At 42.5% G+C, this 21422-nt stretch carries 17 protein-coding genes and 1 rRNA gene (1 of these 18 only partly in view); 4 read left to right on the forward strand and 14 right to left on the reverse strand.

Annotated features, from left to right (window positions below):
- Both QUF73_11520 and QUF73_11525 read right to left on the reverse strand, forming a co-directional pair.
- Positions 1-593 (reverse strand): 16S ribosomal RNA (locus QUF73_11520); it reaches 957 nt to the left of the window's first position.
- Between the two features lie 276 nt (positions 594-869).
- Positions 870-1745, reverse strand: coding sequence for a nucleotidyltransferase-like protein (locus QUF73_11525; GenBank protein MDM5226834.1), 876 nt, complete (start codon positions 1743-1745; stop codon positions 870-872).
- 150 nt (positions 1746-1895) lie between these two features.
- Between QUF73_11525 and QUF73_11530 the strand changes: the two genes are divergently transcribed.
- Positions 1896-2252: a YgzB family protein gene (locus QUF73_11530; protein ID MDM5226835.1), complete on the forward strand. Its 357-nt coding sequence runs from the start codon at positions 1896-1898 to the stop codon at positions 2250-2252.
- A 112-nt stretch (positions 2253-2364) separates the two neighbouring features.
- On the opposite strand, the gene perR is transcribed toward QUF73_11530, so the two are convergent.
- The 7 genes from perR to QUF73_11565 form a co-directional block, all read right to left on the reverse strand.
- Positions 2365-2802, reverse strand: a complete 438-nt coding sequence (gene perR, locus QUF73_11535) for a peroxide-responsive transcriptional repressor PerR (protein MDM5226836.1) — start codon at positions 2800-2802, stop codon at positions 2365-2367.
- Between the two features lie 108 nt (positions 2803-2910).
- Positions 2911-3468, reverse strand: coding sequence for a cob(I)yrinic acid a,c-diamide adenosyltransferase (locus QUF73_11540; protein ID MDM5226837.1), 558 nt, complete (start codon positions 3466-3468; stop codon positions 2911-2913).
- Positions 3469-3746: 278 nt separating this feature from the next.
- Positions 3747-4217: a thioredoxin-dependent thiol peroxidase gene (gene bcp, locus QUF73_11545; protein ID MDM5226838.1), complete on the reverse strand. Its 471-nt coding sequence runs from the start codon at positions 4215-4217 to the stop codon at positions 3747-3749.
- Between the two features lie 74 nt (positions 4218-4291).
- Entirely contained in the window at positions 4292-4705 is a 414-nt protein-coding gene (locus QUF73_11550; protein ID MDM5226839.1) for a potassium channel family protein, read from the reverse strand.
- A gap of 139 nt (positions 4706-4844) precedes the next feature.
- The gene (locus tag QUF73_11555) at positions 4845-5630 is read right to left on the reverse strand and encodes an ABC-2 family transporter protein (GenBank protein ID MDM5226840.1); all 786 of its coding nucleotides are present in this window, start codon (positions 5628-5630) and stop codon (positions 4845-4847) included.
- A 3-nt stretch (positions 5631-5633) separates the two neighbouring features.
- Positions 5634-6425, reverse strand: coding sequence for an ABC-2 family transporter protein (locus QUF73_11560; protein MDM5226841.1), 792 nt, complete (start codon positions 6423-6425; stop codon positions 5634-5636).
- Positions 6426-6458: 33 nt separating this feature from the next.
- Positions 6459-7466, reverse strand: coding sequence for an ATP-binding cassette domain-containing protein (locus tag QUF73_11565; protein MDM5226842.1), 1008 nt, complete (start codon positions 7464-7466; stop codon positions 6459-6461).
- 193 nt (positions 7467-7659) lie between these two features.
- Here QUF73_11565 and QUF73_11570 point away from each other — a divergent pair, with 193 nt between their 5' ends.
- The 3 genes from QUF73_11570 to QUF73_11580 all read left to right on the forward strand — a co-directional run bounded on the left by QUF73_11570 (position 7660) and on the right by QUF73_11580 (position 15348).
- Positions 7660-8955, forward strand: coding sequence for a glutamate-1-semialdehyde 2,1-aminomutase (locus tag QUF73_11570; protein MDM5226843.1), 1296 nt, complete (start codon positions 7660-7662; stop codon positions 8953-8955).
- 413 nt (positions 8956-9368) lie between these two features.
- Positions 9369-13841: a glutamate synthase-related protein gene (locus QUF73_11575; GenBank protein ID MDM5226844.1), complete on the forward strand. Its 4473-nt coding sequence runs from the start codon at positions 9369-9371 to the stop codon at positions 13839-13841.
- 427 nt (positions 13842-14268) lie between these two features.
- Positions 14269-15348, forward strand: a complete 1080-nt coding sequence (locus QUF73_11580) for an aromatic acid exporter family protein (protein ID MDM5226845.1) — start codon at positions 14269-14271, stop codon at positions 15346-15348.
- Between the two features lie 60 nt (positions 15349-15408).
- Here the strand turns inward: QUF73_11580 and QUF73_11585 are convergent, their stop codons facing one another.
- From QUF73_11585 to QUF73_11605, 5 genes are all read right to left on the reverse strand, one after another.
- Complete coding sequence (locus QUF73_11585) at positions 15409-16269, reverse strand: ABC transporter permease (protein ID MDM5226846.1); 861 nt, start codon at positions 16267-16269, stop codon at positions 15409-15411.
- Positions 16270-16323: 54 nt separating this feature from the next.
- A complete protein-coding gene (locus QUF73_11590) occupies positions 16324-17328 on the reverse strand; it encodes an ABC transporter permease (GenBank protein MDM5226847.1) in 1005 nt (334 codons plus the stop codon).
- A 268-nt stretch (positions 17329-17596) separates the two neighbouring features.
- Positions 17597-19207 (reverse strand): ABC transporter substrate-binding protein, encoded by a 1611-nt coding sequence (locus QUF73_11595; GenBank protein MDM5226848.1) that lies wholly within the window; start codon positions 19205-19207, stop codon positions 17597-17599.
- A 78-nt stretch (positions 19208-19285) separates the two neighbouring features.
- Positions 19286-20254, reverse strand: a complete 969-nt coding sequence (locus QUF73_11600) for a dipeptide ABC transporter ATP-binding protein (GenBank protein ID MDM5226849.1) — start codon at positions 20252-20254, stop codon at positions 19286-19288.
- Positions 20229-21245, reverse strand: coding sequence for an ABC transporter ATP-binding protein (locus QUF73_11605; GenBank protein ID MDM5226850.1), 1017 nt, complete (start codon positions 21243-21245; stop codon positions 20229-20231). The genes QUF73_11600 and QUF73_11605 overlap by 26 nt, the downstream gene beginning before the upstream one ends.
- Positions 21246-21422 lie beyond the last annotated feature (177 nt).

Raw genomic sequence — 21422 nt, forward strand, 5'->3', positions numbered from 1 at the left:
CGCCTGCGCGCGCTTTACGCCCAATAATTCCGGACAACGCTTGCCACCTACGTATTACCGCGGCTGCTGGCACGTAGTTAGCCGTGGCTTTCTGGTTAGGTACCGTCAAGGTACCGGCAGTTACTCCGGTACTTGTTCTTCCCTAACAACAGAGTTTTACGATCCGAAAACCTTCATCACTCACGCGGCGTTGCTCCGTCAGACTTTCGTCCATTGCGGAAGATTCCCTACTGCTGCCTCCCGTAGGAGTCTGGGCCGTGTCTCAGTCCCAGTGTGGCCGATCACCCTCTCAGGTCGGCTACGCATCGTCGCCTTGGTGAGCCGTTACCTCACCAACTAGCTAATGCGCCGCGGGCCCATCTGTAAGTGATAGCCGAAACCATCTTTCAGCTTTCCCTCATGTGAGGAAAAGAATTATCCGGTATTAGCCCCGGTTTCCCGGAGTTATCCCAGTCTTACAGGCAGGTTGCCCACGTGTTACTCACCCGTCCGCCGCTGACTTCAGGGAGCAAGCTCCCATCAGTCCGCTCGACTTGCATGTATTAGGCACGCCGCCAGCGTTCGTCCTGAGCCAGGATCAAACTCTCCATATAAGAGTTGATTAAGCTCATAAATTGTCTTTTAAAAAAGACTAAAAAATTAACGTTGACGTTTTTGTTCGTTCAGTTTTCAAAGATCAATTTCTCTTTGTTATATTTTGCCTAATCGCTCAGAAGCGACTTTATAAATATAACATGTGTTGAATTTAGTTGTCAACACTTTTTTTATAAGCTATCCGTCGTCTGTGAAAATGTTTTTCGTTCATATCGCAGCGACGGATATAAATATAACAAGGATTTAAATAAAGGTCAATAACTTTTAAAGTTTTTTTACGATAATTTTTTTTTGAGTTTGTAATACCTGTGATAAATCCCTTGACCTTTTGTTTCCACATTTACTACATCGATAAAATGCTTATCAATCAAATACTCAAGAAGCATGCTTAAGTCAACTGCATATAGATAAAGTTCCTCATGGTTCATAATATCATGGATGGACCATTCTTCTTTCTCAGCAAGGACATCTGCAAGATGGCTGATACCTTGCTTAGTTCTTGAATGAATTAAAAATTCACTTGCAAGAAATAGAAGCTCCAGTCTTTTTTCAAGAGGCTCCTGGCTATTCACCAATTCTTCATATAGCTTCATTATTTCAGGTTCAATTTGCTTTACCTGATTCCAGACAGTTACCTCTGGATGGAATCCATTTTCGATAACAGCCAGCCTGGCCAGGTGATGAAGGGAATGTACAATATGGTTATAGGCATCAAAATAATGGCGATTTTCAAAAAAGGCTTTGCCATCCATATATCTCCTGATCAGCTTGGCAAACTCAAGACCCATTTTTAATTTTCGCCCATAGAACGGAAATTCTCTTAATTCCACCTTCAGGTTATGAATATATTCATTTCGATCGAATAAGACTTTCCCATTATAAAGCCAATCAAAGATTTTTCGGTTCGACCCCAGCAGTATCCATTCGCGAAGCTGTTTATCTGTCACGATATGAAGAGCAGCTTTTTTATCTTTATATGTGTAATGTTTAACAAACACAGGTTCATCTGCTTCCTCTACAACGATCAGCAGTACAGCATCAAATGTATCAGTAGCAGGAATTGCTTTTTGCAGTTTTTCGGTCATAATCACGCCAAGAGTGTTTGTCTGGCTTGCCCGTTCTTGATATATAGGACGGAGAATATCTTCCATCATAATTCCTCCATTTTATTGATAGCGTATATCTTCGACAATTATAAATGAAATCCTTCCTAAATGTGAGACATTTTTCGACACCATTCTATATTAATATTTATTTAAGCAAAAGGAGTATGGTATAGTTAGTTTTTAGGAGGGAGCAGAATGGCTAAGTACTCAAATAAAATCAATAAGATTCGTACATTTGCCCTTAGTTTAATTTTTATCGGATTTATCGTTATGTATCTCGGAATATTCTTTAGGAATTCCGCTCTTCTCATGACAATATTTATGCTTCTTGGAATGCTTTGCATTCTTGCTAGCACCGGTGTATATTTTTGGATCGGCATGCTTTCAACAAAAACCGTGCAGGTGGTTTGCCCAAATTGCGGAAAACATACAAAGATGCTTGGCCGCGTTGATATGTGCATGTACTGTAATGAACCTTTAACGCTTGATCCAAAACTTGAGGGCGTTGAATTTGATGAAAAATACAACAAAAAAAATACGAAGCAGAGCTGATTTATCTCTTGCTTCATATTCAAGTTCGAGAATGACCGGCTATCAGACAGCCGGTTTTTTTATGGAAAAATAAAAAGCTGACAGCACACAGCCGGCAGCTTTAAATAATTTATTAGTGAGCTTCTTTACTTGCACATTCTGGACATGTTCCGTAAATCTCCATTCTATGATGGCTGATTTTAAAACCTGTAACATGTGAAGCAAGGTGCTCTACTTCATCAAGACCAGGATAGTGGAAGTCTACAATCTTGCCGCAGCTTTCACAAATGACATGATAATGATGAGTGGTTACAAAATCGAAGCGGCTAGATGCGTCACCATATGTCAGTTCCTTTACCAGGCCAACCTCACGGAATACTCGTAAATTATTGTAAACTGTTGCCACACTCATATTTGGAAATTTCCCCTCTAATGCTTTGTATATATCGTCAGCAGTAGGGTGTGACATGGAGTTTATTAAATATTCAAGTATCGCATGACGCTGCGGAGTGATACGGACTCCAGTGTCTTTTAAAGTATCCAGCGCTTCTTTTAATTCCATATGCGCCACCGCCATGCACCTCTTTTCCAACAAATATTCTTACTTTATAATCTTTATAAATAGTGTACTAATTTTTTACCACATTTGTCAATATTACAAACTCCTTAATAGAGGGAATCAACTCTTTTCAGCGTGCAGCGATTGCTCACCGGAGCCTAAATGATGATTGATAAATCGCGCAGCAACAAACAGCAGATCAGACAATCGGTTCAGATAGACTAAAACAAGCGGATTCACTTCTTCGCCGAGCGACACTACACATCGCTCTGCTCTTCTCACAACCGTTCTCGCCACATGAAATGCAGCTCCTGATGGATGACCGCCGGGTAATATAAAGTTATGAAGTGCTGCAAGGTCAGCTTCCCACTCATCAATTTGATTTTCCATGAATGTGATATCCTCTTCCATTATCGTCCATTTAACTTCTTTCCCAGCAGGCGTTGCCAGCTCTGCTCCTGCATGAAACAGGTCGGTCTGCACTTTATGAAACACCTGTTCCGCTTTTTCTTTGCCGCTGAAATACTCACTTCTTAAATGGCTTAAGGCCATTCCAATCATTGAATTCGCCTCATCACATGAGCCGTATGCCTCTACGCGAATGTCATTTTTGCTGACTCTCTGTCCGTATATTAATGACGTCGTCCCCTTATCTCCCGTTTTTGTATAAATCCTCATCTTAATACCCTCTTTCAAAATCGATCGCATTAATATAATCTTTGTTATTTTATATATATGTATAAAGGTTATGCTTAAAAATTTCAAAAGATCTGGGTAAATAATTTTTTGTAATGCTTGATAGATGGGGTGTAAAGGCTATAAAAAAAACGAACCTTTTCAGGTCCGTTTCGAAAAAGTATCTGAGGAGGTATGCCCTAATAAAATGATATGCAAAACTTGTTCTTCGGAATGGACAAAAGCCTTGTTCCGTTAAAAAATAGGCAACCCATTTACGGCTAGGCCATATTCTCCTTAATATATTCCAGGGCCTCCTCGACATGCCCTTTCACCTTCACCTTGCGCCACTCTTTAACCAGTTTGCCTTCCTGGTCAATAATAAAAGTGGAACGTTCAATGCCCATATATTCTTTTCCGAAGTTCTTTTTCAGTTTCCAAACACCGTACGCCTCTGCGGCTTTATGGTCCTCATCCGCAAGCAGCAGGAAAGGCAATCCATGCTTTTCAATAAACTTCTCATGCCTGCTCAGGGGATCAGGGCTTACGCCTAAAACGACTGCGTTCAAATCTTCAAAATTCTCATGCCGGTCCTTGAAATCACATGCCTGAGTTGTGCAGCCAGGCGTCATATCTTTTGGGTAAAAATAAAGAACAATATTTTTCCCGCGGTAATCTGATAGCTTTACTTTTTCACCATTGCTGGCCGCCAATTCAAAATCCGGTGCCAATTCTCCAATTGAAATTACCATCTTTTATTCCTCCTGTTGGATCAGTTTCTTACTCTAAGCCTATCCAACTTTGTGTTCAAAAACAACTCCTGGGATTATGGAGCACGGTCACCTGCATCAAATACCACCCTGGCTACAAATGCTGCAGGTATCACGTAGCCAATCAAAGCCTCAAGTACCGCAATCAGCCTGCCTATTCCAATAGGACTGATATCTCCATACCCAACCGAAAACAGGGTTACCGCACTAAAATAAAAACCCGTCTCCAGCCTCTCGAGGAAACCGGTTTCCATATAGTCAGTGCCTTCCATCAAAACCACCAGCCCATGTAAATCAAGCCAAATATATATCAGGCCAAACCCAATCAAAATCGTTGCATACAAACTTATTAGATATAGGAAATTCTCCACAGAAACCCATCTTCCTTTTATCTTGGCGGATGAAAAAAGAGTCTGCAGACTCATGATCATGCACAGCACGATTAAAATCAGCGATAAATAAAATGCCATACTGCACCTCATTTCGAAATGCTTATCAATTCATTTATACGCTTATGGTCTTTCCCGTATGACAGCATGTCTATGAAACGTTTTTCTGCTTATAGTCAGAAAGGTCCACCATAAAAAAAAGCCAGGCTTTAACCCGGCATTAATTGCCCGCACCTCGATAACGCTTAACCCCCGAATTCCAAGTCAGGATTGAAATACCGAAAAATACTATACCGATTACAGGCGTTAAAAAGGAATACAAAAACCATTCCTCTTTCCCCAAAAAGTATGAAGCTGGATATACACCAACAAAGGCAAACGGAAGCACCCAGGTAAGGACGAAGCGTATCACACTGTTATAAATATCAACCGGATACCTTCCATAATTCCCGATGTTGTACATCATCGGCATGATTGATGTTCTGGCATCCGCCCAAAAGCTGATGCAGGCAATCATGACAAAGATGCCTCCGTACACAAGCATTCCACCTATCACAAATAAGAAAAATAAGAATGGATCTGTCCAGGATATCTCTAACCCAAGACTGTTTCCGGCGTAAATCATAACCGCAATGCCTGTAAAAGCCCCAAAAAGAGATTCAAGTTCCATCCGTTCTAAAACGATTTGAAACAGACTATGGATAGGCCGGGTCAAAATCCTATCGAGTTCGCCCTTTACAATATACCTCTCATTGAAATCCCAAATATTAAAGAAAGATGAAAACAGCGCATAAGGCACAAGGAAAAAGCCGTAAATAAATATAATTTCATCCCTGGTCCAGCCTCCAAGCAGATTTGTATGGCCAAATACAACTAAGATAAAAATTAAATTGACTGCCTGAAATAATAGATCTGAAAAGATCTCTACAAATAAATCTGCGCGGTACTGCATTCTTGTTTTCAGATATTGGGCGACATATTGAAAGAAAATAGTTATATAAAACATCTGTCACCCTCCTTGAATAATGAGCTGTTTTTTCGCTATGATCCACAGAACCTGAATTGGCATTATCAGAATAAGAACCCAGACCCCCTGCATAATGATAGCCTGGATAGCTTCATTATTTGAAAAACTATTAGTAAAAATCATACTCGGCACATAGCTGATCCCCTGAAAGGGAAGAAATCTTAATATATCCTGTGCCCATAACGGAAAAAAGCTGATAGGAATCAGAAGTCCGGAAAATAGATCAATTACAACTCTTTTCGCCCGGATAAGCCCAGTATTATTAAATAAGAAGAAAGTGGTAATGCCTGTCAGCAAATTAATTTGCGTATTAATAAGAAAACTTAATAAAATCGATAAAGCAAAGAAAATCCAGGTAGTCCAATCCGCAGAAAATTGGAGCGGGAAAATGAACGAGACAATTATCATTCCCGGCACAGAGAAAAAGAAGAGACGGAATATCCCTTCTCCCAATCCCTGCATCGTTTTCATGCCCAAATAATTATATGGGCGGATCAGTTCCACCGCTACTTTTCCTTCTTTAATTTCAGCAGCCATTTCCCGGTCTATATTATTAAAGTAAAATGCCCTTGCCATCCAGGCTACAGCCACATATGTCGACATCTGGATCACAGACATTCCCTCGATCGCATCTTTTTCTCCATAAATGGCGCTCCACAGGAAATAGTAAGCACCAATATTTATGCTGTATATCAGAATGCCTGTATAGTAATTCGTTCTGTAGGCAAGCATCATCAAAAAGCGGATCCGAATCATTTCTATATACTTATCCACAGAAACACCCCCGGATTAAAATAAGTCCTTCCATTAAGATATCCCCCGGTCATAAATATTTCTTATAATTTCTTCCGTTGAAGTTTCTTTAATATTGATATCTTTCACTTTCAAATCCGCCACTACTTTTGCGATCAGCAGGGAAATCAGTTCATCATTATCCTCTGCAAAGGCCGTAAAGATCGCTTCTTTATCATCCTTTTCCCATTTTACTTCCGATGAAGCCGTAATCTTGTTTAAGTCGCTAAGGTCCACTTCTTCAAGAAATTGAAATTCTATTTCCTTCCCTTCTCCCCATTTTTCCTTCAGGCTTTTTAATGCACCATCATAAATGATTTTCCCGTCATCCAGCATAACCACGCGTTCGCATAGCGCCTCAATATCCGACAGATCATGAGTAGTCAGCAGAATGGTTGTATTATACTTTTCATTAATTTCTTTTAAAAACTCCCTGATTCTTAATTTAACAAGCACATCAAGCCCAATAGTCGGCTCGTCCAAGAACAGCAGCGGCGGATTATGAATAAGTGCTGCTGCCAGTTCACACCGCATTCTCTGTCCGAGTGAAAGCTTCCGGACCGGCTTGTCGAGCAAAGGTTCAATGTCTAAGGTTTTGATAACATGCGCCATATGGCTGTCGTACTGCTCATCAGAAACTTTGTACACCTTCTTTAGCAGCCTGAAAGATTCCTGTACAGCAATATCCCACCAAAGCTGTGATCTCTGGCCGAAAACCACTCCAATCGTGCTGACGAATTTTTCGCGGTCTTTATGAGGGTTCATTCCATTTACGATCACTTCGCCGCTCGTTGGGGTTAGAATTCCTGTCAGCATTTTTATGGTAGTTGATTTCCCCGCTCCATTTTCACCAATATACCCAACCATCTCCCCTTGCTTTACATTAAAACTGATATTGTTAACCGCCGGCACAATCTTATAATTCCTTGTAAGCAAGTCACGGAAAGCGCCTTTTAAGCCTGAGCGGCTTGAATAAGCTTTAAACTCCTTCTTTAAGTTCCGTACTGTTATTGCATCATTCATCAAAATTCCTCCTGCCAATTAATGCCCTAATGAAATAGTTTAGACAAACAGCGCTTTCTTCACAACTAGATTGCTCCATTCCCGCTTCTTAAAATACAGAATAATCCGCCTTCCCATTAGAATGGACGAAGCCCCATCCAAACATGTTAAAATAATGATGAACGTATAATTGGATTCTATCAGGAGGATTAACATGCAATTTACTAATTCTGAACGGCTGCATAAACAAGCATTAGAACATATTGTCGGCGGGGTGAACAGTCCTTCCCGCTCCTATAAAGCAGTTGGCGGCGGCTCGCCGGTTGCAATGGAACGTGCACAGGGCGCTTATTTCTGGGATGTGGACGGCAATCAATATATCGATTATCTGGCTGCATACGGCCCTATCATTACCGGGCATGCCCACCCCCATATTACAGAAGCAATAAAAACAGCAGCTGAGCGCGGTGTTTTATATGGAACTCCAACACCTCATGAAGTGAAGTTCGCCGAAATGCTGAAGGAAGCAATGCCTAATTTGGATAAAGTCCGGTTTGTGAACTCAGGAACTGAAGCGGTTATGACAACGATCCGTGTTGCAAGAGCCTATACGGGAAGGGACAAAATCATCAAATTTGCAGGCTGCTATCACGGTCATTCCGATCTTGTACTGGTTGCTGCAGGTTCAGGGCCATCAACACTTGGAACTCCAGACTCTGCCGGTGTTCCAAAGAGTATTGCCCAGGAAGTGATCACGGTTCCTTTCAATGAAATCGAACCATATAAGGAAGCGCTGGAAAAATGGGGCGACCAGATCGCTGCCGTCCTGGTTGAACCGATTGTCGGCAACTTTGGAATTGTTGAACCCAAACCAGGGTTCTTGGAACAGGTTAACGAATTAACACATGCAGCTGGTGCACTAGTCATTTATGATGAAGTCATCACAGCTTTCCGTTTTATGTACGGCGGCGCTCAGGACCTGCTTGGCGTAAAACCGGACTTGACCGCTATGGGAAAAATCATAGGAGGCGGCCTTCCAATCGGCGCGTATGGCGGAAAGAAGGAAATCATGGAAACGGTAGCTCCTTTAGGTCCGGCATATCAAGCTGGTACAATGGCTGGTAATCCCGCTTCGATTCTGTCTGGAATTGCATGTCTCGAAGTATTAAAACAGCCGGGTGTCTATGAATATCTGGACCGACTTGGCGAAATGCTTGAAAAAGGCATTAGCGAGGCAGCTGAAGAACATAACATACCAATTACAATTAACCGATTAAAAGGTGCACTGACCATCTACTTTACGGAAGAAAAAGTTGTGAATTATGAGCAGGCAGAAAATACAGATGGAGAAATGTTTGCAAAGTTCTTCAAGCTTATGCTCAACCAGGGAATAAACCTGGCTCCTTCCAAATATGAAGCATGGTTTATGACAATCGCTCATACCGAGGAAGATATTCATGCAACGATTCACGCGGTACAAAATGCATTTCAGCAATTAAAAGACGAATAAATATTCATATTTCTATACATTAACGGGAGCAGAAATGCTTCCGTTTTCTTTAATCACAATAATGAAAACGTTTACAAACAAGGCTATTTTTTATACAAAAACCAATGTCCCCCTCAAAATCATATCCAACTTTTTGTATAAATAATTGATTTCTGAAAATTCATATGATATGATGGGAGAAATCTTTTCTGTAAGAGCGGATTACGCTGACAAAAAGAATTTAATAGTCCTATAGACTGTCCCGAATAATCAAACTATTCATTTTAATAAATGCATCATGCATTTATCCTTTCAAAACAAGATTAACTGTGCAGCAGCCTCATTTTAAACCCGTAAACATTAAATTTTTATAGATTACTATTTTTCAGGAGGTGAACGGCTTTAAGGCACAGCCTTATTTTCAGCCGAATTTTATGACATTACAGCAATGGAGTCCTTCACTTTTTAAAGAGTTTCACCGCCAGGAACACGATGCATGCGGCATCGTTTCTGCAATGGAGAAAAAGAAAGTCCCTACCCGTGAAAACATTTTCAGCTGTATCAATGCACTTGTTACGATGAATCACCGTGCCGGCTTTATTAATGGAGAAGGCGACGGTGTAGGGATTCATATTGATATCCCAAGAGAGCTATGGAAAGAAAAGCTAAAGGCAGCAGGAGCAGATCCTAACGCAGCAGAAAAAGAAGGATTTGTCGTTGGACATGTGTTTATGTCCAGAAAGCAGGATACTGAATCACTAAAAGCCATTTTGCTGCAAAAGCTTGCTGACGCAAATCTAATGGTTATTTATGCATCTGACGAAGTAACCGAGTCCTCAGCTTTAGGTCCAATTGCCATCCAGGAGAATCCTGTATTCTGGCAGTTTGCCTGTTTAGCAGAAACAGCTGGAGGAGAGATTTCCAGGAAACTGTTTGACATAATTGTTGATTTTGAAGAAGACGAGCATGTCCATGTCGCCTCCCTTAGCCAGCATCATGCCGTGTACAAAGTAATGGGAGCCGGGGACATTCTTCCAAAATATTACCATGACTTGGCAAGCCCGCTTGTTGCCTCGACAATGACACTGGGGCATAATCGCTATTCCACTAATACATTATCAAGCTTTTTCCGGGTCCAGCCTTTTAGCGTGTTAGGGCATAACGGAGAAATCAACACGATTGCCAAGCTCAGGGATGAAGCCAAAATGGTTGGCGTTCCGCTTGTAAAAGACGGCAGTGACTCTCAGGATCTGAGCAGAACACTTGAAACGTTTATCTGCAGGGATGGATACACCCTCTTTGAAGCAATGGATGTCATGTTCCCGCCTATCGTGAATGAAATCAAGTCATACCCTGATCACCTTCAGGATATGTACTCCTATATCCGGGAAGCATGGGGACATTTTGCTCAAGGGCCAGCAGGAATTATTTCCCGTTTTGCCGATGAGGCAGTGTTCAGTGTAGATGCACTGGGCCTTCGCCCGCTGTGGATGCTGGAAACCGAAAGTTCTTACCTGTTCTCATCTGAGCCGGGAATCATCCCGTCCAGCGAATATGTTAATGAACCTAAGCCGCTATCACCGGGAGAAAAGGTAGGGCTGAAATGGGACGGAGACACTCTGGCTGTTTACGAACATAGCCACTATCAGGCTGAAGTTTTTGAAAGATTTTCAAAGAGAGTGAACGCTGAAAACTTCCGGATTCGCCTGCAGTCTCCTAAACTGGAGAAAACCATTTCTGTAAACTACCCGGATAAGATTCACAACGGGCAGTATAAAGCGTTCGGCTGGGAGAGAGACCATGTCCAGCTTGTCGAGCAAATGGCAGAAAAAGGAGCGGAGCCAATCCGTTCACTTGGACACGATTCGCCATTGGCTGCTCTGAATCCACAGAGAAAAAACATTGCAGATTTTATTAAAGAAAGTGTTGCTGTCGTTACAAACCCTGCCATTGACCGTGACCGGGAAACTGAGCATTTCTCAACCCGCACGATTATCGGCCAGCGTCCTTCTTTATTTGAAAAACAGGAGCCAGGAGCAGTTATAGAATTGCAGACTCCTATTCTAATAGAAGGCAAAGCAGGCTTTGAATGTTCCGATGAACTTAATCAGCCGAGCTACGATCAGGTAACCTTCTTCTATCAGGAACAAAAGCTGATATCTTATTTGTCTACCACATTTACGAAAGATGAAACGGTAAAAGAAGCTTTAGACCGTTTATCAGCAGAAGCAGTTGATGCTGTAAAGAATGGCAAAACACTGCTTGTACTCGACGATGCTAATGCTCATCAGGAGGACGCTTACTGGATTGATCCGCACCTGGCCGTCTCTGCGATCGATCAAGCTCTAGTAAAAGAAGCTATACGCCGTGAATGTTCCCTATTGCTGCGCTCAGCTTCAATCAGATCACTTCATGATATCATAACAGCATTCGGTTTAGGCGCTGATCTTATAAGTCCTTACTATATGTTTATGACAGTTCTTGGCGAATCAGAAACACCGCTGAAGAATTTATACTCAGCTCTGACTAAAGGACTTGAAAAAGTCATTTCAACAATCGGCATTCATGAATTAAGAGGCTATGGACGTTTATTCTCCGCTATTGGTCTTCAGGAAGAATTAGCCGAATACCTGAATATAGTAAATTTCTTCGGATCTAAGGAACTTTCATTTAGCTTTAGCGCTTTAAAGGAAGACGCTTTTGCAAGAGCAGAAGATTACCAGAATGAAAAAGAACGGATCGGAAAAACATTCAGTCTTTTCCCCCGCATCTGGAAAGCGATCGGGGAAGTTGCCTCAACTGGTGACTACAATGCATATAAGGAAAAGATCACAGAACAGGAAGATCAGAATCCAACGACAATCCGTCATTTAACCGGATTTAAGGAAACTGCTTCTCATCTAAAGCCTGAGGATATCAGCTTGCATGTTGGCGAGCATGACCTGCCATTTGTCATCTCCTCCATGTCCTTTGGTTCTCAGAATGAAACAGCCTTTAGAGCCTATGCTGAAGGTGCTGACCGCTTGAACATGGTCAGCCTGAACGGAGAAGGCGGAGAAATCAAGGATATGCTTGGAAAATATCCGAGAACCCGCGGACAGCAGGTAGCATCGGGACGCTTCGGTGTTAATGCCGAGCTCCTTAATTCATCCAACTTGCTGGAAATAAAAATAGGGCAGGGTGCAAAGCCTGGTGAAGGAGGCCACCTTCCTGGATCCAAGGTAACTGCGAAAATTGCCGAAGCACGTAATGCTACGATTGGATCGGATTTGATTTCACCTTCCAATAATCATGACATCTACTCAATTGAAGATTTGGCACAGATGATTCACGAGCTTAAGACAGCCAATGACAAAGCTAAAGTTGCTGTAAAGGTACCAGTTGTGCCAAATATTGGAACCATCGCAGTCGGGATTGCAAAAGCTGGTGCCGATATTATCACACTGAGCGGTTTTGACGGTGGTACTGGAGCAGCGAGAATTCATGCCCTGCAGCATGTTGGCCTTCCAGTTGAAATTGGTGTTAAAGCAGCCCACAATGCCCTGCTGGAAGCAGGTATCCGAGAGAATGTAGAACTTTGGGCTGATGGCGGAATCAAGAGTGCTGCAGACGTATTGAAGGTTATGCTGCTAGGGGCTAACCGTGTAGGCTTTGGTACACTTTCCATGCTTGCTATCGGCTGTACGACATGCCGCGGCTGCCATCTTGATACTTGCCATGTTGGTATTGCAACCCAGATTGATTCTGAAGCACAGGCGAAAGAGCATGGTTTAAGAAGATTTGTTCCACGTCAATTTGACCTTGCTGTCCAAGGCATTATGAACCTGTTTACTGCTTTTGGCGACGAACTGAAAGCATTGGCAGCTTCAATTGGTGTAAAAAACCTGCAGGATGCAGTAGGCCGTTCTGACCTGCTTGTACAGATTAAGGGCCAGGATCAGCTTGATCTGACTCACCTTCTGAAAACACTTGAAATCGGCCAATTCTCTGTTCAGGAAACACCTGAAGCCCTGCAGGAAGCCCAGCTGCAGGTAGCTGTTGGAGCAGAATATCTGGACGCAAGTGTGGAAGAATTGCATCAGTCACGTGAATTCCATAGCATCACTTCCGAGCAGCGGGTACTGGGAAGCCGAGTTTCCTGCCACCGTGTAAGAGACAGACTTGACGGTTCTTATAAAAATCTTCCGCAAGTTGATTTGAAATACAAAGGCGGATCCATCCCGGGCAATGGCCTTGGAGCTTACAACAGCTTCGGCATCAACATCGAAGTTGCTGGAGGCGCACAGGATGGCATCGGAAAAACTTCCTTCGGAGGACAAATTAAAATCTTTAAAGCAAAAGGCAAGAATGGCAAATTTTATAATGGCTCTGTTGGTAAAGGCTTTGGTTATGGAGCTCAGCAAGGTTTGCTTGTGGCTCAAGGAAACGCTGATGCCCGTGCCGGAATCAGATTATCCGGAGCAGATATGATTATCGGCGGCCAGCTGCAAAAGCCGCTGCCTGAAAAGGAATACGGAAATATCGGTTCAAATGCCAATATTAAAGGATTTGCCTTTGAGTATATGACTAATGGCCGAGGCCTGGTCCTTGGCGATGCTGGTCCATGGATCTGCGCAGGAATGACAGGCGGTGTTGTTTACTTAAGACACCAGCCGGAAATGGGCTTAACAAAAGAAGCCATCCAGCGCAGAATTGCCAAGGGTGCAAAAGTCTCTGTTACTTCTCTTTCTGATAAAGGAAAGGAAGATGTAAAAGACCTGCTTGGCCAATACGTTGCACTGCTTAAAGATCAAGGCCAGACAGAAGAAGCTTCAAAGCTTGCTTCCCTACTTAATCATCCGGAAGACCACTTCGTTCAAGTCATTCCGGTCAAAGAGCAAGCAGATCCTTCTGTTTCCACAGAGTGATTATCTGCACCAATCAAACCCCATCCGTTTCTGCGGATGGGGCTTTTTATCTTAGTTTGGCTTCTGTATTCTGTTTTGGCGCAACTCTTTAATTCCTTTCACTGATTCTGTGCTCACCCAGCGGCACTATTCCGCCACTTGTATTCCATTCGCTGTTTCCATGCTGCCCCCCAGCGGCACCATTATCCGTTCACTTGAACTTTTCACATCATTTAGGCACCCTTAACTTTTTTTAATAACTTTTAATAAAAATTTCATGAAAATGCCCCTTGAACTTCTTTCCATATCCCTGTATAGTACATTATTGTTTAATAATGAGCAAAACCGTTTAAAGTATGTATAATTGCTGTAATTACGGTTTAATTCAACTTGCTTTTTAATGAACCATAAGATAAAAAATCTTAAAGAAAGAAAGGACATTTATTGTATGAAACTTGGCGCCCGCATACTTAAGACGGGAATCGCAATCATTCTAGCTCTTTTATTATCGGAACTTTTTCATCTGCCTGCTCCTATCTTTGCTGGAATTGCAGCTATTTTTGCCGTTCAGCCGACTATTTACAGATCTTATCTATCTATTGTTGAACAGATTCAGGGGAATGCGATCGGTGCCTTAATTGCCGTAATATTCGTTCTTTTATTCGGCAACGATGTCTTCATCATAGGTCTGGCAGCTATCATTGTTATCACGATCAATCTAAAGCTTAAAATCGAAAACACGATTGGCCTGTCACTTGTAACCCTGATTGCCATCATGGAAACACCAGGCGATACTTTTTTGCAGTTTGCACTTATTCGTTTTTCAACCATTATGCTTGGTGTATTATCAGCTTTTATCGTTAACCTTGTATTTTTGCCTCCTAAATATGAAAATAAGCTTTACTTTAAAATATCCAATAACACAGAGGAAATTACTAAATGGATCAGGCTGAATATACGGCATGCGTCTGAACACAAGCTGCTGAAAAACGATATTGATAAAATGAAAGAAAGCAATGTGAAGCTTGATCAGCTGTACTTAATGTATAAAGAGGAAAGAAATTATTTTAAACGAAATGATCTGGTTAAATCCAGAAAACTCGTTATATATAGGCAAATGATCTCGACTGTTAAACGCTCGCTGGAAACGTTAAAAAAGCTTCACCGCTATGAAAATGATCTGCAGCAAATGCCAGAAGAATTTCAGCATGCAGTTCAGCAGCAGCTTGATATTCTTATACATTATCATGAACACGTCATGCTTAAATTTATTGGGAAAGTTCGGCCGAATGTAGTGTTTGAGGAAGGCGACTTCAGCCTGAGCAGAAAGGAACTGGTGAACCTTTTCCTGGCTCAGCAAAAAGAGTATGAACATGATGAAGAGTCCATTATCCCGCATATCATGCAAGTTGTATCAGCTATTGTTGATTACGATGAACATGTGGAACACCTTGATAAACTTATATCCAGTTTTCAGGCATATCATAAAGAGGAAAATGAGGTTTCAATACCGGAGAACGCCGAATAGACCGGAGTACATCAACTAAGATTCATAGGAAAAAGCAGCTGATTTCAGCTGCTTTTTTTGTTAGTTCTTCATTCTTGGATCAAGTGCATCCCTTAATCCATCACCCATTAAGTTAAAACCTAGAACCGTAAGCATAATCGCAAGCCCAGGGAAAATCATCGTCCATGGAGCTTGTATTAGATATGCCTTAGCATCAGAAAGCATTTTTCCCCATTCAGGATTTGGCGCCTCTGCACCGAGGCCAAGGAATCCAAGGGCAGCACATTCAATGATTGCTGTTGCGATGGCAAGTGTTCCCTGTACAATAATCGGAGCCATACTATTTGGCAGCACATGCCTGAAGAGAATCCGGCTGTTGCTCATTCCGATCGCTTTTGCGGCCATTATATATTCCTCCTGTTTTACACTCAGCACCCTTGAACGGATCAGTCTGCCAAAGTTAGGAATATTGATTACCGCAATGGCAATCAGGGCATTTCTCAATGATGGGCCAAGCACTGCCACAATCGCAATGGCCAGCAAGATGCTTGGGAAAGCAAGCATGATATCAAAAATGCGGGAGATAATCGTATCAACCCATTTGCCATAATATCCTGCCACCACACCTAAAAGGCAGCCAACTACAATAGATCCGATTACGGCCAGAAACCCAACCCATAAGGAGATCCTTGCCCCATAAACAACCCTTGAGAAGATATCCCTGCCGAAGTCATCTGTTCCAAACCAATGCTCGCCTGATGGCGCCTGAAGCCTTTTTGACAGCATTTGTTCATTAATTCCCTGCGGCGCAATAAGCGGTGCAAATACTGCCAGAAGAATGAAAAATAATACAATAATGGTGCCGATTAAAGCCAGTTTATTTTTTCTAAAGCTTCTCCATGCTTCCACCCAGGGGGAAACTGCTTTTTCTTCAGCTGGCATTATAGGCGGCTGAAGGTCTTTTTGAGTTGAAAGTTCCAAGTCTGTTCCCCCTCCTTAATTATATTTAATGCGCGGATCGATTGCTGCATACAGCAAGTCCACCACTAGATTAATCATGACAAAGATAAATGCAATGACAAGTATGCCTGACTGGATAACAGGATAGTCACGATAATTGATAGCCTCATAAATATAACGCCCGATTCCCGGCCAGCTGAAAATCGTTTCTGTTAAAATCGCTCCTCCAAGCAATAATCCCATTTGAAGACCGATAATCGTCAGAACTGGAATGATGGCATTCTTTAATGAGTGCTTATAAACGACCCAGAACATTCTTAAGCCTTTTGCCCTCGCCGTCCTGACAAAATCAGATCTCATTACTTCAAGCATCGTAGAACGTGTTATTCTCGCAATGATCGCCATTGGTATTGTTGCCAGGGCAAATGCAGGCAGAATCAAGTGTCTGATAACATCCCAGAATTGATCCACCCTTCCCTGCAGTAGGGTATCAATCATATATATGTTCGTAATAGCCGTAATCGGATTCCTTACTTCTTCCCTTCCCGATGTAGGGAGCCAGTCCAGCTTTATGGCAAATGCCCACTGCTCCATTAAGCCAAGCCAGAAGATTGGCATGGAAACACCAATAAGTGCAAGCACCATTGCCACATAATCAAACCATGAATTCTGATACCATGCACTGATGATTCCGGCATTCACACCGATAAAAACAGCAATTAACATGGCAACGAATGTAAGTTCAATTGTTGCAGCCAGATACGGCCAAATTTCCTGGCTAATTTCTGTTTTCGTTCGGAGTGATTCTCCAAGGTCCCCCGTAAAAAGCCCGCCAAGATATGTAAAATATTGAAGGTACCAAGGCTGATCAAGCCCCAGCTGCTTCGTTAATTCCTCTACTGCTTCTTTTGTTGCCAATTGTCCCAAAATAATCTGTGCCGGATTACCAGGAATTGCCCGAATCATAAAAAAGACGATCAGGGAAAGCCCCAGCAGAACTGGAATAAGGGAAAGCAAACGTTTTAATGTATAGGACAGCATTGCCATTTCACCTCTCTTGAAGGTTATTAAGAAAAGCGCAAGCGCCTTGCTCACCCCCGACAAGCACAAGACGAGCCTCTCGGAAAGGCGTTCTTTGCCTTTTTGAGAGGATTGGCTTGTGACCTCGAGGGGGTAGGCGCTGGAGCTAGACAGTTATTGAAATTCAAAGTTTCTTAATCTATATTATTTCTATATAGAAAAGGGAGCTACAGAACTGTACTCCCTTTTCCTTGAATATAAGAAGTATACTTATCTCACTCGAAGCACCTTATTTAAATTCTACAGTTGCCAGTAGATCAGAACCTGTTGGATGCGGCTTGAAGCCTGTGATATCAGCCTTTCCCGCAAGGATTGGCCTTGAGTGGACAAGCGGAATCCATGGTGCATCTTCTTTGATCAGAACCTGAGCCTGTTTGTAAAGCTCTTCACGCTCTGCCTGGTCTGCACTAGCCTGAGCTTTTACAAGTAATTCATGCACCTCAGGGTTTTCATAGTAAGTGTAGTTGTTGGAGCCGATGCTGTCCTGATCAAGAAGTACATATAGGAAGTTATCAGGATCCCCATTGTCGCCAGTCCAGCCTAATAGGAATGTATCAGCTTCACCATTTTTGGCTTTATCCAGGTAAGTACCCCACTCATAAGTAACGATTTTTGCCTTTACGCCGATTGCATCAAAGTTGGCTTGAAGTGCTTCAGCCACTTTTTGTCCATCCGGCATATATGGTCTAGGAACCGGCATTGCCCAAAGTTCCATTTCAAATCCATTTTCATATCCTGCTTCTTTTAAAAGTTCCTTAGCCTTTTCAGGATCGAATTCATAATCTGCAACATCATCGTTGTAACCTGCTACTACCGGAGGCATTGGGTTTTTCGCAGGCTCAGCTGCACCAGCATAGAAGGCATCAATCAGAGCTTGCTTATCAACTGCATAGTTTAAAGCCTGGCGGACTTTTTTATCTTTTAATGGTCCGCGCGTACTTGTTAACCCGAGATAAGCTACGTTTAAGGATGGACGTTCAAAAGTTTGAAGATCCGGATTTCCTTCAATTTGGCCAATATCACTGAAGTTAACACCATCGATTAAGTCTACTTCACCTGTAGCCAATGCATTTAGACGCGCAGAGTTTTCTGGAATGACACGGAAGATAACCTCATCAAGCTTCGGAAGGCCTTCCTGCCAGTAATCTTCATTTTTCACAAGAGTGATGCGATCGTTTGCTTTGTATTCCTTAAATACAAATGGTCCTGTCCCAACCGGGTTGTGAAGGAATTTTTCACCGTGCTTTTCAATAGCAGCCGGGCTTGCAATTCCAAATGGAGACATCGCAAGGTTCTTTAAGAATGGTGCTATCGGCTTGTTTAAAGTAAATTCAACAGTGTAATCATCTACAGCTTTCACTTCAGAGATTTTGTCTCCAAATTGAGAGTTATAGTAATAGAATTGCTCAGCGTTTCCAGCTTTCCATCTTTCAAAGTTGAAGACAACTGCTTCAGCATTGAAATCAGTACCATCGTGGAACTTAACGCCTTCTTGAAGCTTTAATGTATGCTTCAGGCCATCTTCGCTTGTTTCCCATTCAGTCGCAAGGCCAGCCTGAATTTCTGTATCCTGCTCACCGAATTCAATCAGAGTTTCATAGATGTTTTTTGTAACTTTAAAAGACTCACCTTCTGTTGTGATAGCGGGATCAAGCGAAGTAGAGTCACCGCCGCGGCCAAATACTAATGTGCCGCCTGAAGACGCTTCTTCTGTATCTGTACCTTTCTCATTATCCTTTTCGTCTTTCGTTCCGCTGCTTGAGCTGCTGCTGCATCCGGCAAGAGCCAGTGACAGAAGCAAAGCTGCAACAAGGAACCAAATGCCATTGCGCTTTTTCATTGTTTTCCCCCTTTTTTCTTTTGCCGGTATCGGCTATTTACCTATTTATCATCCATGCAGTTCTGCCCTTTTTATAGCTCAGCTATAAAGATGGCAGGCTGCAAAGTGACCTGGTTCTATTTCCTTCAGCTGTGGCCTCTCTGTTTTGCAGATCTCCATGCATTCTTTGCATCTTGTATGGAATGCACATCCAGCTGGCGGATTCTGCGGACTTGGAATGTCCCCTGTTAATAGCTCCCTGTCTTTCTTTAAAGTTGGATCAGGGATGGGAACTGCACCAAGCAAAGCCCTGGTATACGGATGCAGCGGTTTATCGTAGAGCTGGTCAGATGTTGTGATCTCAACTAATCTTCCAAGATACATAACACCAACTCTATCACTGATATGTTTAACTACCCCGAGATCATGGGCAATGAATATATACGTCAGCTGAAATTCCTTTTGCAGATCTTCCAGCAGGTTGAGCACCTGTGATTGAATGGATACATCAAGAGCTGAAACAGGCTCATCTGCAATGATCAGCTTAGGCTTGGTCATCAATGCTCTTGCAATTCCAATTCTCTGCCTTTGACCGCCGCTGAATTGATGCGGATAGCGTTTGGCATGGTAGCTGCTGAGGCCGACAACCTCAAGCATCTCCCTTACCCTCTGTTTACGCTCTTCTTTATTACCGATGCCATGGACAATGAGAGGCTCCTCCAGAATCTGCTCAACTGTATGGCGCGGATTTAAGGAAGCAAAAGGATCCTGGAATACCATCTGCATTTCCTTTCTCATTTTGCGCATTTCTGCAGAGTTGAGGGCAGTCAGATCCTTGCCTTCAAAAACTACTTTTCCCTCTGTTGGTTCTATCAGGCGCATCAGCATTCTGCCTGTGGTTGATTTGCCGCATCCTGATTCACCGACCAATCCAAGCGTTTCCCCTTTATTGACGAAGAAACTGATATCGTCAACCGCTTTCACATCGCCTTGTTTTCTTCCAAACAGACCGCCGGTTACTGGAAAATACTTTTTTAACTGGTTAACTTCCAACAGCACTTCGGTCATTAATGACACCCCCAGACTCATGCAGGAAACAGCGCACCGTATGCTGTTCCGTTTTTTCGACATTGTAAAGCGGAGGACTTTCCGTTATGCATCGGTCATGGACAAATTCACAGCGCGCTGCAAAACGGCATCCAGTCTTGATGGAACCCGGTTTTGGGACATTTCCCGGTATGGAATATAGACGCTCCTTCTTTTCTCTTACATCAGGCACGGATTGAAGAAGTCCCTGGGTATAAGGGTGCTTTGGGTTTTTGAATATCTCTTCTACCGGAGCCTCTTCCACTATTTTCCCGGCATACATAACAATTACCCGTTCACAGACTTCAGCTACTACCCCTAAATCATGAGTGATCATAATAATGGCTGTATCCAGTTTTTCATTTAGATCTTTCATTAGAGATAGAATCTGGGCCTGGATTGTCACGTCCAAAGCGGTCGTTGGCTCATCCGCAATCAAAAGGCGCGGATGGCAGGACAGAGCCATGGCAATCATTACCCTTTGCCTCATTCCCCCTGACAGCTGATGGGGGTATTCCTTCATAATCTGCTCTGCCCTTGGCAGTCCAACAAGCTTCAGCATTTCAACTGCCTGCTGGCCCGCGGCCTTCTTTTTTAATTTTTTATGTAATTTGATTCCTTCTACCAGCTGATCTCCAATTGTAAATAACGGATTTAATGAAGTCATCGGCTCCTGGAAAATCATAGCCACTTCATTGCCTCTTAGTTCGCGCATTCTTTTTTCTGATGCATTAACAAGATCTTCTCCATTCAAGAGGATTTCGCCGCCCGTAATTTTTCCCGGGGGCTGTGGAATCAGCTTCATAATGGAGAGAGATGTAACACTCTTTCCGCAGCCCGATTCACCTACAATTCCAAGAATTTCACCCTTGTTAACCGAGAAGCTGATATCGTCCACGGCGGGAACTTCTCCATCTGAAGAAAAAAAGGAAGTCCTCAGCTGCTTTACATCTAAAACTGGAGCTTGAGTCACACGGATACTCCTTTCTTAATCGTCCGTTTCTATGAAATGGGACATTTTTAACAATTTTGGACCATAGGTCACTATCTTTTTTTCATTCTATAAAAAAAGATTGGTTAAGTCTACTCATTTTTCTAAATTATTTAAATATAGTAAACATTATATATTTTTAGATATGATTATGTAAGT

Source organism: Cytobacillus sp. NJ13 (assembly GCA_030348385.1).
Classification (GTDB): domain Bacteria; phylum Bacillota; class Bacilli; order Bacillales; family Cytobacillaceae; genus Cytobacillus.